Origin of the sequence: Pseudoalteromonas sp. CO342X, from assembly GCF_004208915.1 — a bacterium.
Taxonomy (GTDB): Bacteria; Pseudomonadota; Gammaproteobacteria; order Enterobacterales; family Alteromonadaceae; genus Pseudoalteromonas; species Pseudoalteromonas maricaloris.
Window position 1 is genome coordinate 89,995 of the sequence record NZ_SGPH01000035.1, and the last position, 14,667, is coordinate 104,661.

Here is a 14,667-nt window from a genome sequence, read left to right on the forward strand (position 1 = left end):
TTGTGTCGCAGTATCTGGTGAGGTTTTTTTATTGTGTCTAGACAACTAACGTTGCTCATTGTTAACGCCAGTGCTCACGAGCGTCAAACCTTGACTAAAACTCTTAGTGCATTAGATGTCTTTACTATCATTGCCAAGTCCGACTCTCAAGATGCCCTAAGCTTATTGAAGATGCAAGCTGTCGATTTAGTGATCACCGGCTTGGATGTTGGCAAAATTGACGGCTGGCGATTCTCTCGCATGATCCGCTCAGGTCTGCTGGCAACGCCCAAAAATACCCCCATTGTACTTATTCCGCCAACTTATTGTGAACGAATAGCCGAAACCACCGCCCGTAGCTATAGTATTGATGCCGTGCTGCCATTTGAGCGTCAAGACATGTTGCCGCAAATTCTGGCCAATGTGTTGTCAACGCATTTAGATAAAAGCAGTCGCCTCAACTTGCTGTTGTTAGAGCCCAACCAACAACGTGCGCAAAAAATATGTGAGCACCTATCGCACAATTTCGTTTGCACACATGTAAGCTCGGCGGCCAGCGCTTTATCACTATTTCTACAAGATCACTACGCCATTGTTTTAATGGACACTACGTCTAACTTGTCAGGTTCCGCAGAAAGCTTAGTCGAAAGTATTCTCAAACATCGTCCAAGCCAAGCCATTGTAACCATTATTGACAAACGCGATGCCGACCATGCTGAACAACTACTATTATTAGGTGTTACCGACTTTGTTCGAGCGCCATACGACATGCCCTTTTTAAGCAAGGTATGCGACCATGCGGCGCGGCGAGAAGATTTTATGGTGAGCTATGCTGAGTTTGCTAATAAAGTTGAGCAACTCAGTCGCAGTGAAAGTCGCTACAAAGATTTATTTTCTGCGCACCAAAGGATCTTACTGCACCTCAGAACTGTAGTCGTCGAGTTGGATTTGGAAGGCGCGATCCGCTTTATAAATCCAGCATGGGAATACCTCTCGGGCTTTGGTATTAAGTCGAGCCTCAATACTCAACTCAGCAACTACATTGCCAAAGATGAACTTGCAACTTTCAACAAAGTCATTCGAGAAATTCAAAGTGGGGTAAGGCAACATGCCCAAGTCGAGCTGCAGCTCTGCCATAAAGCTGGACATCTAGTGTGGGTCGAGTGCCGCCTGCAACTTATCAAGAATACCTCAAGTTCGGTCGCAATAACTGCAACTCTCGATAACATTCACGAGCGCAAGCAAGCTGAACTACAACTCAGACACTTAGCACTGCATGATACGCTTACCGGCTTACACAACCGCTATTATTTTGACCAGCAATTAAATCAGCTGTGCAATGAAGTAAAGTCTGCAGAAGAGATAGAACACGCTCTAATTTACATCGACTTAGATCACTTTAAGATCATCAACGACAGTAAAGGCCATCAACAAGGAGATATCGTACTCAAAGAGGTATCTGAGTTGTTTGGCGACAAAATAGGCGAAGAGCATCTCACTTTCCGTATCGGTGGAGACGAATTTGCTGTACTGCTTAAGCACACCAATTTACTCGACGCTCATATGTGCGCTGAAAGTATTTGCATGGCTATCGAAGAACATAAATTTCACTTTGAAGACAATGCATACTCTCTCAGTTGTTCTATCGGATTAACGCAAATTACCAATGAAAATGCGGATCCCAGTGAGTGTTTAAAACAAGCTGACATAGCCCTTTACATTGCCAAGAATCTCGGCCGCAACTTAGTTCATTGTTATAACAAAGAAGATGAACAAAACCAGACACTGCAAACCGGTTTAGAATGGGGCCATAGTGTTAGGCAAGCGCTTCAGAACGACAGCATAGAACTCCACTATCAACCGATCTGGGATTTCAAAAAACAACAAATAGCCTATTACGAAGCACTGCTTAGATTAAAGATCAACGGTGAGACAATTTACCCAAATCAGTTTATTCCTGCATTAGAGCTACTTAATGATACATTTTTGATGGATCAATGCGTGATCAGAACAGCCATTAAAGCACTGGCGGAACATGAGATCCTGAGCCAAGTGGCCATTAACCTATCCGCTCATTCATTTTTAGATGAACGACTGCAGCCACACATTCAAGCCTGCTTAAAAGAGCATCAAGTTTCAGCTAATCGCGTTATTTTTGAGATCACTGAATCTGCCAGTATTAACAATCTTAACGCAACCCAGACGATGATCAAAAACCTGAACGATCTTGGCTGCCATTTCGCTATTGATGATTTCGGGACAGGCTTCAGCACTTTTAGCTACCTAAAACAGCTACCCGCGCAGCATGTTAAGATAGATGGTTCCTTTGTTCGAGACATGCTCAACGACCCAATTGACCTGGCGCTGGTCAAAGCTGTAAACGATATTAGTCACTCATTAGATAAGTGTTCAGTTGCCGAATATGTCGAAAACAAAGAAATATTTCAACAACTTAAGGAAATAGGTGTGGACTATGGACAAGGTTACTTTATCTCTAGACCGCTTCCTATTGAACAACTAGCGAGCAGTGCAAAAACTATTTTATCTCTAAAAACAGCGTAGTAACATTTTTATACTAAAGGTTACTTTTACTTCTTGCAAAGTCCACTATAATTAAAGATACCAGTTTAAAATGTCACCAAATTTTAAGGTAACACCTTAATTTTATAGACATTCAAAGGATTGAGTTACATCTTGCTATGGACTTCAAGGGGTAAATTATGCTGTCATTATCACTGTTTTTACTACTTGCAAACTTGCTCATCGCTTATCAATGTTACCGCTATGCCAACACTAAAGGATATCCGGTAAAATTGTTCACAGGGCTCGGTTTGCTACCCTACTTTAATCTAGTGGTTTGGGTTTACTTACTCTTTTTACCAAATTTAACTACTGCAAAAAATATAGAGCAGGCTTAATACAAGCAAGTGTAGTTCTTTTACTAGTGTAAGTTCCTTTATAAATAAAACAGCATGTAATCATGCTGTTTTTTGTGTCATCACTTTGCGCCCCTAACCTCAAAGAAACACTTTCACCCCAAGCTTAGATTAACTAAAAGCGATAGCTAGTTACTGTCTCGGCTAGCTCTTTAGCCGTTTTCTCACCTTTAACACATTGCTGCACCAAGGATTTCGGATAAACAAATACCTGTTTATTGTTTGGATTGCTAAGCTCACTGTAAATAAAGCTTATATGCTCATTTCTAGGTAAACTTCTTAAACCCGCACCATAGTCGCATAAACTTCGGGCTAAGCTGGTTACTAGCATTTTTTCAAGCGCCTGTTGCTTTTCTGCTTTCTCTTTCGCGCGTTTGACTCGAGAAGCCTCAAGGCTCGCTTTCAGCTTATCTTTCAGGTCTTTTAATTCCGAATCCTTAAGTGAAAGCTTCTCTATGCGCTTTTCAACTTCTCTCAATGACTCCGTAAATTCTTTTACTTGATCATCACTTTCGTGCCTTTTCGCAAACTCCAGCTCCGCTTTTTGGCGTTCAAGCTCCCTCAATTGAATTCTATTCTCTCTTTCTTGCTCTACGGCTTCGCGGACCTTCTCAGCTCCTGCTCTCACCTTCTCAGCAGCATCCGAATAAGCTTGAGAAAAAGCTTCAGCTATTGGCTGTGAAATCTCGACCTCCGCAATGTCCATATCAAATTCCGGCAGTTCAAACTCCCCTATTGCAGCCACATCATCGAGATTGTCGATATGAGAGATCCACTCTAAACGGTGCCGACGTTTTAATGCCAGTTCAAACACAACTCCCTGATCTTTTAAATAATAGCCAGAAACACTACGAACTTGGTCTTGTGTGTCATGCTGTAATGCACTCATTAGTACCCGCTCAAAAATAGCAACCTCACGCTTTAGTGCTTCATCAACAACTTGGGCCTGAGCAAAGCTTGTAGCGATGGCTGCAACAGCGCCAAAACAAAGTGGAATTAACTTCATGGTTTACCTCGATACTGTGCTAAATTTTGTGTCGGTGTTTGCTCTACTTGCTCTGCCAATTCATTCAATTGCAGCCTAAGTAGGGCTTGATCTTGCGCTCTTTGTGCTTGGATCAGATCAACGAGATTATTCATTGCCAAACTGCGCTCTTTACGATTTTGTTCAACCACTTGCGTTGCTAACTTGGCAAGCGTAGCTTGATCTATTGGCTTAGTCTCATCAAGTTTTGCAAGCATGGCCTGCATAGCGCTTTGCTGCTGTGCCAGTTGTGTTTGTTGAACACTTAACTGCTTATTTAAGCCTAAGTTCTGTAACCAAAGTCCTGATACACCGAGCCCAACAACCAGCCAAGCAGCAACGGCAGCCACTGGCCAAGCGCGAGTTTGGTGCTGCAAAGTGAGCTGTGAGGGTGGCGCTTGCTCTTCGAATCTAGCGACACGCTGTTGCCAAGTAGTGGCTGCACTCATCATTTCTCGATATTCACTATCAGCCTGAAGTTCGGCCAACTCTGCCTCAGACAGCACTTTGCCATCTAACCACTGCTCAAATAAGTGTGCTAATTTAGCCATGATTTTGCACCTCTAGTTGCCCTTTCATCTTACCTAACGCACTGTATAGCCTAGCCTTCACCGTATTACTTGATAACTCAAGCTGCAGCGCAATTTCATCAAAGGTGTAATGCTGGAAAAACTTTAGCTCCACGACAATGCGCTGCTCAAATGGTAGTTGTTTCAGCGCGATATATATCTCTTCATTACTTTGTTGTTGCGCTATTTTGCTGTCAGGTCCGTGTTGCGGCGTCTCAGGTTCTTTACCTTCAATCGATTCAAACTTATGTTTTCGCATGTGATCCACTATCCTTGCATGGGTGATTTTAAATACCCAAGTCGAGAACTTAGCATCACCATTAAAGGTATGCAGATTTCGATACATACTTAAAAATACATCTTGAGCAATATCTAGCGCGTCTTGCGGATTACCAACCAGCCTCAAACATTGGTTATACACACGACTATGATGCTGGGCGCAAAGCTTTGACCATGCTCCTTGATTACCTTGCAGTGCTCTTTTTATTAATTGTTTTTCGCTATTAAAAAACACGCAGTTCACTCATCCAATCTACTCACTAACTATTAATCGTAGCGGGCGCAAAAAAAGTTGTTCAGACGGGAAAATTTTTTGAAAAAAAAGCACCGTTAAGGTGCTTCTTTCGTCATCATTACTGCGACTGACATTGGCCACTGATGTAGCCACCAACAAAGTCGCTAAACAGTCTAAAATCTCTGATCCGCCCGGTAGTACGACGCCAGATCAAGCCAATCTCGCGATATGCATGATCTTGTGGTGGCATAGCCACTAAAGGCTTACCTTCCAAAATCCCAGCATTGATCGCCATTTGAGGTAAAAATGTTACGCCATTTTTGTATTCCACCATACTTAATAAAGTATGTAGGTTTGCCGCCTCGAATGGATTAATGCACGCGCTACGGTTCAGGTGACAAGCACTAAGAGCATGCCCCGTCATACAATGCTCTTTTTCGAGTAAAAATACACTTTGCTCAGGTAACAGGTTAAAGTCCTCTATCGGCTCAGGTACGCTGTACTCCGTATGGCGAACCAAACTAAAATGATCTTTTGCAAGTACCTGTGTATGAAACTTATCGGTTCTATATGGCAGCGCCAACATGGCCATATCAATATGCCCATGCTCTAACTTATCCAGTAAGTTATCACTGGTATCTTCAACCAGTACCAAATTAAGCGCTGCAAATTCTTTTTTGCACGCCTGATAAAGTGGCGCAGCAATAAAACTCGCAATAGTGGGAATGATCCCTAACGTCAACTTGCCAGATAATGGATTTTTATAGCTTTTAGTCAGCTCTTTAACGCTCATGGTGTCGTCGATAATTTTCCGCGCTCGTTCAACCACTTCCTCACCAATATCGGTAAACATTAGGCTGCGATTTTCGCGTTCAATTAGCTGACATCCTAATGTCTCTTCAAGGTTTTGTATCGCGCTACTTAGCGTCGATTGACCAATAAAGCATGCTTCCGCTGCACGACCAAAATGTTGGTGCTGATGCACCGCAAGCAGGTATTGTAGTTGTTTGATACTAGGTAAATTCGTCACAAGCTTTACTCTTAATTTTCAACAGCACAAATAAAAAGACCCCAACACCAAAGGTGTTGAGATCTTTTCAAGCTAAAAGTCTGTCTTTTTGAAAAGTGCGGTTTATTTTTATACGCCGAACACTAATCTCAAAATATAGAATATAACAATAGCAAGGGCAGCACCAACTGGCAATGTAATTACCCAAGAAACTACGATGTTACGAATAACACCCATGTTTAATGCCGCAATACCACGTGCCATACCCACACCCAATACCGCACCAACTAAGGTTTGAGTTGTAGAGATTGGTAGGCCTGTGCCTGATGCGATTACTACTGTTGAAGCAGCAGCAAGTTCAGCTGCGAAACCACGGCTAGGAGTAAGATGCGTGATGCCTTCACCGATAGTCTTGATTACTTTCTTACCAAGGATCGCAAGACCCGCAACAATACCTAAACCACCTAGTGGTAAGATCCACCAAGCTAGGGCCGCTTTCTTAGCAATTTCACCGTCGTTTTCAACAATGTTTACCACAGCAGCTAATGGACCAATTGCGTTAGCAACGTCATTCGAACCATGTGCGAATGCCATACAACATGCTGTTAGTACCATAAGGATAGCGAATACTTTTTCAACATTATTGAACTGCATTTGCTTGTCTGCATTGGGATCCATTTTCAGCTTAGAAATCGCAATCTTACCGATAATAGCAATGATAATAGCGATACCGATAGCAAGCGCAAAACCTTCGAATGTGCCGAGCTTGATGCCAATATGCTTAAGGCCTTTTTTGATCGTAACCAAAGACATAACAAAGCCCGCTAGACCCATGTAAATAGGCACAAAGCGTTTGGCATTTTCTAGTGGCTTATTGGTATCAAATATGAGCTTCTGGGCGCTCATAAAGATAAGATAAGCAATAAAACCAGAGATGGCCGGGGTGACAATCCAGCTACCAACTATACCTGCAACTTTACCCCATTGAATTGCTTCGCTGCCTACAGCAACTAGCGCAAAACCAATGATTGCACCAATGATTGAGTGCGTCGTAGATACCGGCCAACCTAACATTGAGGCCATCAATAACCAGCTACCTGCAGCAAAAAGTGCAGAGATCATTCCCAGTATCATCAGTTCAGGAATATCGATGAAAGGAGTAGAATCTATAATCCCTTTTCGGATCGTTGATGTTACCTCACCACCCGCAAGATAAGCACCAGCGAATTCAAAGATCATAGCAATGATAATTGCTTGTTTGATGGTAAGTGCTTTTGAACCTACCGAAGTACCCATAGCATTCGCAACATCGTTTGCGCCAATACCATAAGCCATAAAGAAACCAACTGCTGCGGCAATTAAAACCAATACTGTGCCGTAGGATGCAATGATATCCATAAGAAACCTTACTTTATTTTAAAAGATCGATTTTTATTAACGAGCTAACATCAGCTCAAGACGTGAACCAACGCGCTCTGCGATATCTGCAAGCCCACCGACCCATTCGATGATCTTGTATAAGAACATCGCATCAATTGGGTTAAGCTCGCTTTCAACAGCGCGTAACTCTCGACGAATTTTAATTTGCATATCGTCGGTATCTTGCTCGATGGCATCAAGCTCAACTAGCATTTTTTCAACTAAAGTGACTTCACGGCCTCTAAAGCCTGTCTCAAGCAGTTCATCAAACTCATTAATCGCTTCTGATGCTTGTTTAGTTGCGTCCACACAACGAGTGACGTAAGCAAGAAAATCTTTTTGAATGGATTCAGGGATGACCATTTCACGACCGATAACGCGACCTGCGATATCTTTCGCTTTGTTGGCTATCTTATCTTGGTGGGTGATAAGTTCCAGTAAGTCAGTCCGTTCTACTGGCATGAATAAACCACGAGGCAAATGTAAGCGTACTTCACGCTTTAGTTCATCTGCTTCACGCTCTAGGTTGCGGATTTCAATGCGAATTGCATCCGCTTCTGTCCACTCCCCTTTGAAGACATGGTTAAAAAATGGGATCAAAGCCGCACTGGCTTGATGGACTATTTTTATATGCTCTTCAATTGGCTTAATAGGAGATTTAGCAAATACTCCTAAAAACGCGTTACTAGGCATAACTGACCCTTAAATCATATTTGTATGCATGTGCAAAGTGTAATTTTACAGCATTGAGCGCTGTTGTGAACGGTTTTATTGCAAGTTTAGATGAACTTACTATGAAATTGCGCGCCGAAAGCGCGCAACTAATTGATAAGCATCACAAGGTTTTTGCGATATCTTCTTGAGATGTATGACGAATATCTTTGCCATTTACGAAATAAATGACATATTCCGCAATATTTTGACAACGATCGCCGATACGCTCTAATGAGCGCACAGACCAAATTAAATCCATTATTTTTGGAATAGAGCGTGGGTCTTCCATCATATAGGTCATAATTTGACGTGTTACTGCTTCGTATTCACGGTCCACTTTGGCATCAGCTTTATGCACTTCAAATGCCTTTTGCGCGTCCATCCGAGCAAACGCATCGAGCACGTCATGTAGCATTTGTGACACTTGGCGACCCATATTGTCAATATTCACCAATAGATCTTGCTGATCTTTGGTAAACGAATCCAAGGCAACTTTAGCAATACGCTCCGCTTCGTCTCCGATACGTTCAAGATCTGCAATCGTTTTAGCGATGGCAACGACCAAACGTAAGTCACTGGCTGCAGGCTGTCTTTTGGCGATGATACGTGTACATTCTTCGTCAATATTCACTTCCATCGCATTGACTTTGTAATCGTTCTGACTGACCTTTTTCGCTTTTTCAGCATCATTGTGGTTAACCGCATCAAGCGCAGTGTTTAGTTGCTGCTCGACCAGTCCACCCATACTGAGTACGTGATTCCTCACGTTTTCTAGCTCTTCATTAAAGCGGCCAGAAATGTGCTTATTAATATTGTGTTCCATTATATTCTCCTCGCAAGCTCGCCTTAACCGTAACGACCTGTAATATAGTCTTCTGTTTTCTTCTTAGACGGCGTGGTGAATAAGGTATTGGTATCTGCATACTCAATTAACTCACCCATATACATAAACGCAGTTTGATCAGATACACGCGCAGCTTGTTGCATGTTATGTGTAACGATAACTACAGTATACTTGTTTTTCAGGTCGTTAATGAGTTCTTCGATAACCAATGTTGAAATCGGATCGAGTGCTGATGTTGGTTCATCAAGTAACAACACTTCTGGTTCAATCGCGATAGAGCGAGCAATCACCAAACGCTGCTGCTGACCACCAGATAAACCAAATGCACTGTCGTGAAGTCGGTCTTTTACTTCATCCCAAAGTGCGGCGCCGCGGAGTGACTTTTCAACCACTTCATCTAACTTGCGCTTATCCTTGATACCTTGCAGACGCAGACCATAAACCACATTCTCATAAATAGATTTAGGGAAAGGGTTTGGTCTTTGGAATACCATACCCACGTTACGGCGCAGTGCCGCAACATCTACGCTCTTGTCATAAATGTTCTGTCCTTGAAGGTTGATTTCTCCTTCAATACGACAGCTATCAACAAGGTCGTTCATGCGGTTAATACAACGTAGTAACGTTGACTTACCACAACCTGATGGACCGATAAACGCGGTTACCTGCCCTTTTGGGATCAACATATTGACGTTACTAAGGGCTTGTTTATCACCATAGTAAAGATCTAGGTTTTTGATCTCTAGTGCGGTGAGTTCTGGACTTAAGTTTGCTAAATCAAGCTTGTTATTGCCGTTTGCTTGATTGACTTCTGGCGCTACTGTAATCATGTTTTTACCTATTAAAAATCTTTACTATTAATGCTCTAACGATCTGAATTTTTCGCGTAAGTGGTTACGAATACCAATCGCTGTGATATTCAGTGCAATAATCACCGTAACCAGTAGGAACGCGGTTGCATAAACCAAAGGTCTAGCAGCTTCAACATTCGGGCTTTGGAAGCCAACATCATAAATATGGAATCCTAAGTGCATAAACTTACGATCCAAGTGAATATAGGGGAAGTTTCCGTCTAGCGGTAGGGTTGGTGCCATTTTCACTACACCAACCAGCATTAGAGGAGCTACCTCACCCGCGGCACGCGCAACAGCAAGAATAAGACCTGTCATAATTGCAGGGCTTGCCATTGGTACAATGATCCGCCATAGGGTTTCTGCTTGAGTTGCACCAAGCGCAAGTGAACCATGACGCACTGAGCTTGGGATCCGAGACAGACCTTCTTCCGTGGATACAATAACCACTGGCAAAGTAAGGATAGCAAGTGTAAGTGCAGACCAAATCACCCCTGGTGTACCAAATACAGGACTTGGCGCAGCCTCAGGGTAGAAAAGTTCGTCAATTGACCCACCTAGCATATAAACGAAGAATCCTAAACCAAACACCCCATATACAATGGATGGAACACCTGCAAGGTTGATCACCGCGATACGGATCATCTTAGTCACAGCGTTCTTTGCTGCATATTCATGGAGATAAATCGCGGCAATAACACCGAATGGTGTCACGATCACCGCCATCAGCATAACCATAAATACCGTACCAAAGATTGCAGGGAATACCCCACCTTCGGTGTTTGCTTCACGCGGGTCATCACTCACAAACTTGCTGATTTGCACTAAGTAGTGACCTACTTTGGCAAAAAAGCCCATGTCATTTGGAAACCAAACGTCCAACACTTGGTACAGAGGCAAAGTCACTTCTTCACCACGCATATCACGCACCACAACTTGGTCACGCTTAGCCTGTTTTCTTAGCTCAAATAAACGCTTTTCGAAGACTTTGTAATCTTCGCGTAGCTCAGCACGGCGTGCATTTAACTCTGCTAACTTTTCCTCTGTCAGGTCATTATCAAGTTGATACGACTTTTCTTTTAAACGTAGACGTTCAAGCTCATAGTTAATGTGCCCGATTTCGCTATTTTGTAGATCAAGCGCTTCGTCATTAAGGTCAACGGCGCGTTCAACAAGCTCATGTAGCCTTTCAATCGGCTGATCAGTTACTACTTTACCGTCTTCTAAAACGCGAGCAACATAGCCATAGAAATTACCATTTTTACTACGCTCAAATACCGCTAATTCCGCTGGTGTAGACTGGCTTTTAATATCTGTTGATAATACCCAACGGAAATCAAGTTCTACATATTCACGGTTACCCGTTTTAACGAGCAACCGCTCGATTTGCTCACTGTTGTAACCGGAAAGGTCGAATCCAGCCGCTTCAAGGCGAGATTTTGGTACCATCTCGCGGTCGTATATTTCACCAATAACGGTCTGCTTGGCAACTGAACCGTCGAGATGCATCTCAACAACTTGAGACGGCCAAAAGAAGCTCAGTCCTTTCCACGCTATCATCGCAAGTAGTCCAATTACTGAAATCAAACTAATACTGACCGCGCCACCTGTCATCCAGATCCACGGAGAACCTGACTTAAACCACTGTTTTACCATGTCATGTCACTCCAATTACATTGAGCTGTACTTTTCACGCAGCTGCTGGCGAACAAACTCAGCAACGGTGTTAAATACGAAAGTAAAAATAAACAATACAAAGGCAGCTAGGAACAGGATGCGATAGTGAGAGCTGCCAACTTCAGACTCCGGCATTTCCACCGCAATGTTAGCAGCAAGCGTACGCATACCTTGGAAGATACTCCAGTCCATGATTGGCGTGTTACCAGTTGCCATTAATACAATCATGGTTTCCCCTACGGCGCGGCCAAGACCCATCATTACCGCAGAGAAGATACCTGGACTTGCTGTTAGTAATACTACACGAACCAAAGTCTGCCACTGCGTGGCACCGAGTGCTAATGAGCCATTAGAAAGGTGCTTAGGTACGCTAAATACCGCATCTTCCGCAATAGAGAAGATAGTAGGAATAACCGCAAAGCCCATCGCGATACCCACAACTAGCGAGTTACGCTGGTCGAATGTTAGACCTAACTCATTGGTTAGATACTGACGCACATTACCGCCAAACAGCCAAGACTCAATTCCAGCGCTCATGGCAAATGAAATCCAGCCTACGATAAGCACAACTGGGATCAGTAAGATTGAATGCCAGCCTTCAGGCACAACGTGTCTTACTTTTGCAGGTAGCTTAGTCCAGCCAAATGCCGTTGCTATCATCGCAATTGGTAATAGCACCAATAAAGCAACCACGGCGGGTAGATGCGTTTCAATTAGCGGAGCTAGCCAAAGACCCGCCAAGAAGCCCAAGATAACCGTTGGTAGTGCTTCCATTATCTCGACCGTTGGTTTCACCACGCGGCGTAATTCACTCGACATGAAATAGGCAGTGTAGATTGCTGACGCTAATGCAATAGGAACAGCAAACAACATGGCGTAAAGCGCCGCTTTAATGGTACCGAAGGAAATAGGCACTAATGAGAATTTCGACTCAAAGTCATCACTCGCAGAGGTTGACTGCCAAGTATAAGCAGGCTCTGGATACCCTTCGTACCACACCTCTTGCCACAAAGCAGACCAAGTTACTTCAGGGTGCTCATTATGTAGCTCTACTACCGTTAACGTATCATCGGCAAGTAACAAGGCGGCATTAGCACGCGGCGCTACCGCAAACTTCTGAACTGCTTTATCTGTAATTTTACCTTGCCATAAGTGCGCTTCACTGGTGGTGTAATATAAACCTAATTGACCATTTTCGTTGGTCGTGAAGAAAGTACGACGATAATATTCACTAAATAGTTTGACCTGTTTGCTCTTTGGCGTCTCAAAAGAGCGGATTTTAGCAAACTGGCGTCCATCATCGGTATTGACTTCAAACCACTGTGAAACCTCACCGTTGTCGTTAGCAAGCATTAATGAGTTGGCGCCCGCTAGCAGATTCATGTCGACCAAGTTGGCATTTTCTTCGTTTGCAGCAAGCAATTGGAATAACTCAACTTCAGAAGCATAGCGAGAATCAAAGACGTAAACTTGATTTGCTGAGCGAACAAATGTGCGCGATGTGTCTGGAGAAATAAGTAACTCATCAACACGACCATCAATATCTAGCTCGGTACGCTCAACCGCCCATTCAACCTCTCCAGTAAACATGTTTTCTTCTGCAACAAAGGAGGCAAAAATCACACGTTTATCCGCAGTCTGTGCAACAACAGCGGTTTTGTCTTCGAAGTGACTAAAGGCGAATTTACGAATTGCTTGCCCTTGTTCATCAACAATCAATTGCTTCGCATTAAGTGGATAACTTAAGCGAGGGGTTAAAACACGTTGATTTCCCGGAAAGCTTACCGTAAACATCGGCTTCACCAGTTGTACCTGACCGTTATCCAGACCAAATGCATATTGCCCCAAGAAAGGCGCACTTTCTGCAAATGCCGTGACATTACCGTCAAGTTCAACATCCAATGTATCTAGTAATTTACCGGCGTTTTCACCTTTGATCTGGTAATAATCTACCGAACCTTGACTGCCGAGTAAGTATGCAATTTCCGTTTGTTCTTCTACCCCTACACCTAAATATGTTTTGTCTTGTGTAAGCTGAATATCTATACGCTTTTCAACCTTTGCTGATTCAAAGATCGGTTGAACGACATATAGTAAGTAGAAGAAGATAAGTAAAAGTGCGACTAATACCATTACTCCACCAGCAGTAATGCCAAATTGTGCAAACCTGTCTTTAAAGAGACGGCTTCTATCCGTTTTAAAGGATGGCTTTTGCGGATTTGAAGTCATCAATATACCCTTTGGTTTAAAAATTGGGGGCATTATATTTCATCAAGATGACAGTTGTGTTACACCTGAGACACAATTGAACTTTCTTCAATTGGCATTTACCCTCAAATTCATTATAAAAATAATGGAACTAATCGGCTCAAAAAATGCTCTGATTGTTAGCCTAGAGTAAATACATAAATTTCGTTGCATTTCTTTACATTAAGTGTTTACGGGCACTGGACAAAGTAAGTTTTTAGACTAGTCTAAATCATGCGCCGAATTCGTTTTTTCGCCTACGGGCGCCACAAAAAAAGAGACATGATATGAAGCAGTTAATATTAACACTTATAGGTAAGGACCGACCGGGTCTCGTTGAAGAAATCTCTTCCACTATTCTTTCTCACCATGGCAACTGGCTAACGAGTAATTTGAGTCATTTGGCAGGACAATTCGCAGGCATAGTGCAGGTTGAGGTTGCTGAAGAACATTTGCAAGAAATACAAGATGCATTGCATAAATTGCCAGGTTTAGACGTGAGAGTTGAATCAGGCGAAAACTTGCAAGCGCAAGAAGAGCCGGACACATTAAATTTAATCATTACAGGCAACGATAGACCGGGAATTGTGCAAGAACTTGCTACGGTTATTCGCCACAAAGGCGCAAACATCACGCACCTAACTTCAAAACAACGTAGTGCTCCAAACTGGGGACTACCCATTTTCAGCGCTTTCGCAACCGTGACTCTACCTGCTGGCACGGTCAAAGAAAACGTGATTGATGCACTCGAGTCAATCACCAGTGATTTGATCGTGGACATAGAAGAAAGCTAAAACCTACACTATACTCATGATGGTTGAATGACAAACACGACAGGCGCGTTGTGTTTGTCATAATTATGTCACACACCCTGCTTAAGCTGT

Annotated in this window: 13 protein-coding genes; 3 read left to right on the forward strand and 10 right to left on the reverse strand. The window is 43.0% G+C overall.

Annotated elements, in window-relative coordinates; translation table 11 throughout:
• Positions 1–33: 33 nt before the first annotated feature.
• Together EXT47_RS15790 and EXT47_RS15795 are read left to right on the forward strand one after the other, a co-directional pair.
• Positions 34–2,541, forward strand: a complete 2,508-nt coding sequence (locus tag EXT47_RS15790) for an EAL domain-containing protein (protein WP_130127023.1) — start codon at positions 34–36, stop codon at positions 2,539–2,541.
• A gap of 158 nt (positions 2,542–2,699) precedes the next feature.
• Positions 2,700–2,897: a hypothetical protein gene (locus EXT47_RS15795; RefSeq protein ID WP_010607165.1), complete on the forward strand. Its 198-nt coding sequence runs from the start codon at positions 2,700–2,702 to the stop codon at positions 2,895–2,897.
• Between the two features lie 133 nt (positions 2,898–3,030).
• Here EXT47_RS15795 and EXT47_RS15800 read toward each other — a convergent pair whose 3' ends face one another.
• The 10 genes from EXT47_RS15800 to EXT47_RS15845 form a co-directional block, all read right to left on the reverse strand.
• Positions 3,031–3,921: a hypothetical protein gene (locus EXT47_RS15800; RefSeq protein ID WP_130127024.1), complete on the reverse strand. Its 891-nt coding sequence runs from the start codon at positions 3,919–3,921 to the stop codon at positions 3,031–3,033.
• Positions 3,918–4,490: a hypothetical protein gene (locus EXT47_RS15805; protein ID WP_130127025.1), complete on the reverse strand. Its 573-nt coding sequence runs from the start codon at positions 4,488–4,490 to the stop codon at positions 3,918–3,920. The genes EXT47_RS15800 and EXT47_RS15805 overlap by 4 nt, the downstream gene beginning before the upstream one ends.
• Positions 4,483–5,022 carry an RNA polymerase sigma factor gene (locus EXT47_RS15810; RefSeq protein WP_039492741.1) on the reverse strand — a complete coding sequence of 180 codons (540 nt, stop codon included), beginning with the start codon at positions 5,020–5,022 and terminating at the stop codon, positions 4,483–4,485. The genes EXT47_RS15805 and EXT47_RS15810 overlap by 8 nt, the downstream gene beginning before the upstream one ends.
• A 118-nt stretch (positions 5,023–5,140) precedes the next feature.
• Positions 5,141–6,052 (reverse strand): hydrogen peroxide-inducible genes activator, encoded by a 912-nt coding sequence (locus tag EXT47_RS15815; RefSeq protein ID WP_039492743.1) that lies wholly within the window; start codon positions 6,050–6,052, stop codon positions 5,141–5,143.
• A 108-nt stretch (positions 6,053–6,160) separates the two neighbouring features.
• Positions 6,161–7,429 carry an inorganic phosphate transporter gene (locus EXT47_RS15820; RefSeq protein ID WP_017218447.1) on the reverse strand — a complete coding sequence of 423 codons (1,269 nt, stop codon included), beginning with the start codon at positions 7,427–7,429 and terminating at the stop codon, positions 6,161–6,163.
• A gap of 36 nt (positions 7,430–7,465) precedes the next feature.
• Positions 7,466–8,143 (reverse strand): TIGR00153 family protein, encoded by a 678-nt coding sequence (locus EXT47_RS15825; RefSeq protein ID WP_010607159.1) that lies wholly within the window; start codon positions 8,141–8,143, stop codon positions 7,466–7,468.
• A 142-nt stretch (positions 8,144–8,285) separates the two neighbouring features.
• Positions 8,286–8,987, reverse strand: a complete 702-nt coding sequence (phoU, locus tag EXT47_RS15830) for a phosphate signaling complex protein PhoU (protein WP_010607158.1) — start codon at positions 8,985–8,987, stop codon at positions 8,286–8,288.
• Between the two features lie 23 nt (positions 8,988–9,010).
• Positions 9,011–9,838: a phosphate ABC transporter ATP-binding protein PstB gene (gene pstB / locus EXT47_RS15835; RefSeq protein ID WP_010607157.1), complete on the reverse strand. Its 828-nt coding sequence runs from the start codon at positions 9,836–9,838 to the stop codon at positions 9,011–9,013.
• A 27-nt stretch (positions 9,839–9,865) separates the two neighbouring features.
• Entirely contained in the window at positions 9,866–11,515 is a 1,650-nt protein-coding gene (gene pstA / locus EXT47_RS15840) for a phosphate ABC transporter permease PstA (RefSeq protein ID WP_039492745.1), read from the reverse strand.
• Positions 11,516–11,530: 15 nt separating this feature from the next.
• Positions 11,531–13,765, reverse strand: a complete 2,235-nt coding sequence (locus tag EXT47_RS15845) for an ABC transporter permease subunit (RefSeq protein WP_130127026.1) — start codon at positions 13,763–13,765, stop codon at positions 11,531–11,533.
• A 305-nt stretch (positions 13,766–14,070) separates the two neighbouring features.
• On the opposite strand from EXT47_RS15845, the gene EXT47_RS15850 reads away from it, so the two are divergent.
• On the forward strand, positions 14,071–14,577 hold the full coding sequence (locus EXT47_RS15850) for a glycine cleavage system protein R (RefSeq protein ID WP_069021844.1): 507 nt from the start codon (positions 14,071–14,073) through the stop codon (positions 14,575–14,577).
• Positions 14,578–14,667 lie beyond the last annotated feature (90 nt).

Excerpts from the sequence above, each read along its gene's own strand:
- EXT47_RS15795 (WP_010607165.1), top strand. The coding sequence starts at position 2,700 with ATGCTGTCATTATCACTGTTTTTACTACTTGCAAACTTGCTCATCGCT.
- EXT47_RS15800 (WP_130127024.1), bottom strand. The coding sequence starts at position 3,921 with ATGAAGTTAATTCCACTTTGTTTTGGCGCTGTTGCAGCCATCGCTACA.
- EXT47_RS15805 (WP_130127025.1), bottom strand. The coding sequence starts at position 4,490 with ATGGCTAAATTAGCACACTTATTTGAGCAGTGGTTAGATGGCAAAGTG.
- EXT47_RS15820 (WP_017218447.1), bottom strand. The coding sequence starts at position 7,429 with ATGGATATCATTGCATCCTACGGCACAGTATTGGTTTTAATTGCCGCA.
- EXT47_RS15825 (WP_010607159.1), bottom strand. The coding sequence starts at position 8,143 with ATGCCTAGTAACGCGTTTTTAGGAGTATTTGCTAAATCTCCTATTAAG.
- phoU (WP_010607158.1), bottom strand. The coding sequence starts at position 8,987 with ATGGAACACAATATTAATAAGCACATTTCTGGCCGCTTTAATGAAGAG.
- pstB (WP_010607157.1), bottom strand. The coding sequence starts at position 9,838 with ATGATTACAGTAGCGCCAGAAGTCAATCAAGCAAACGGCAATAACAAG.
- pstA (WP_039492745.1), bottom strand. The coding sequence starts at position 11,515 with ATGGTAAAACAGTGGTTTAAGTCAGGTTCTCCGTGGATCTGGATGACA.
- EXT47_RS15845 (WP_130127026.1), bottom strand. The coding sequence starts at position 13,765 with ATGACTTCAAATCCGCAAAAGCCATCCTTTAAAACGGATAGAAGCCGT.
- EXT47_RS15850 (WP_069021844.1), top strand. The coding sequence starts at position 14,071 with ATGAAGCAGTTAATATTAACACTTATAGGTAAGGACCGACCGGGTCTC.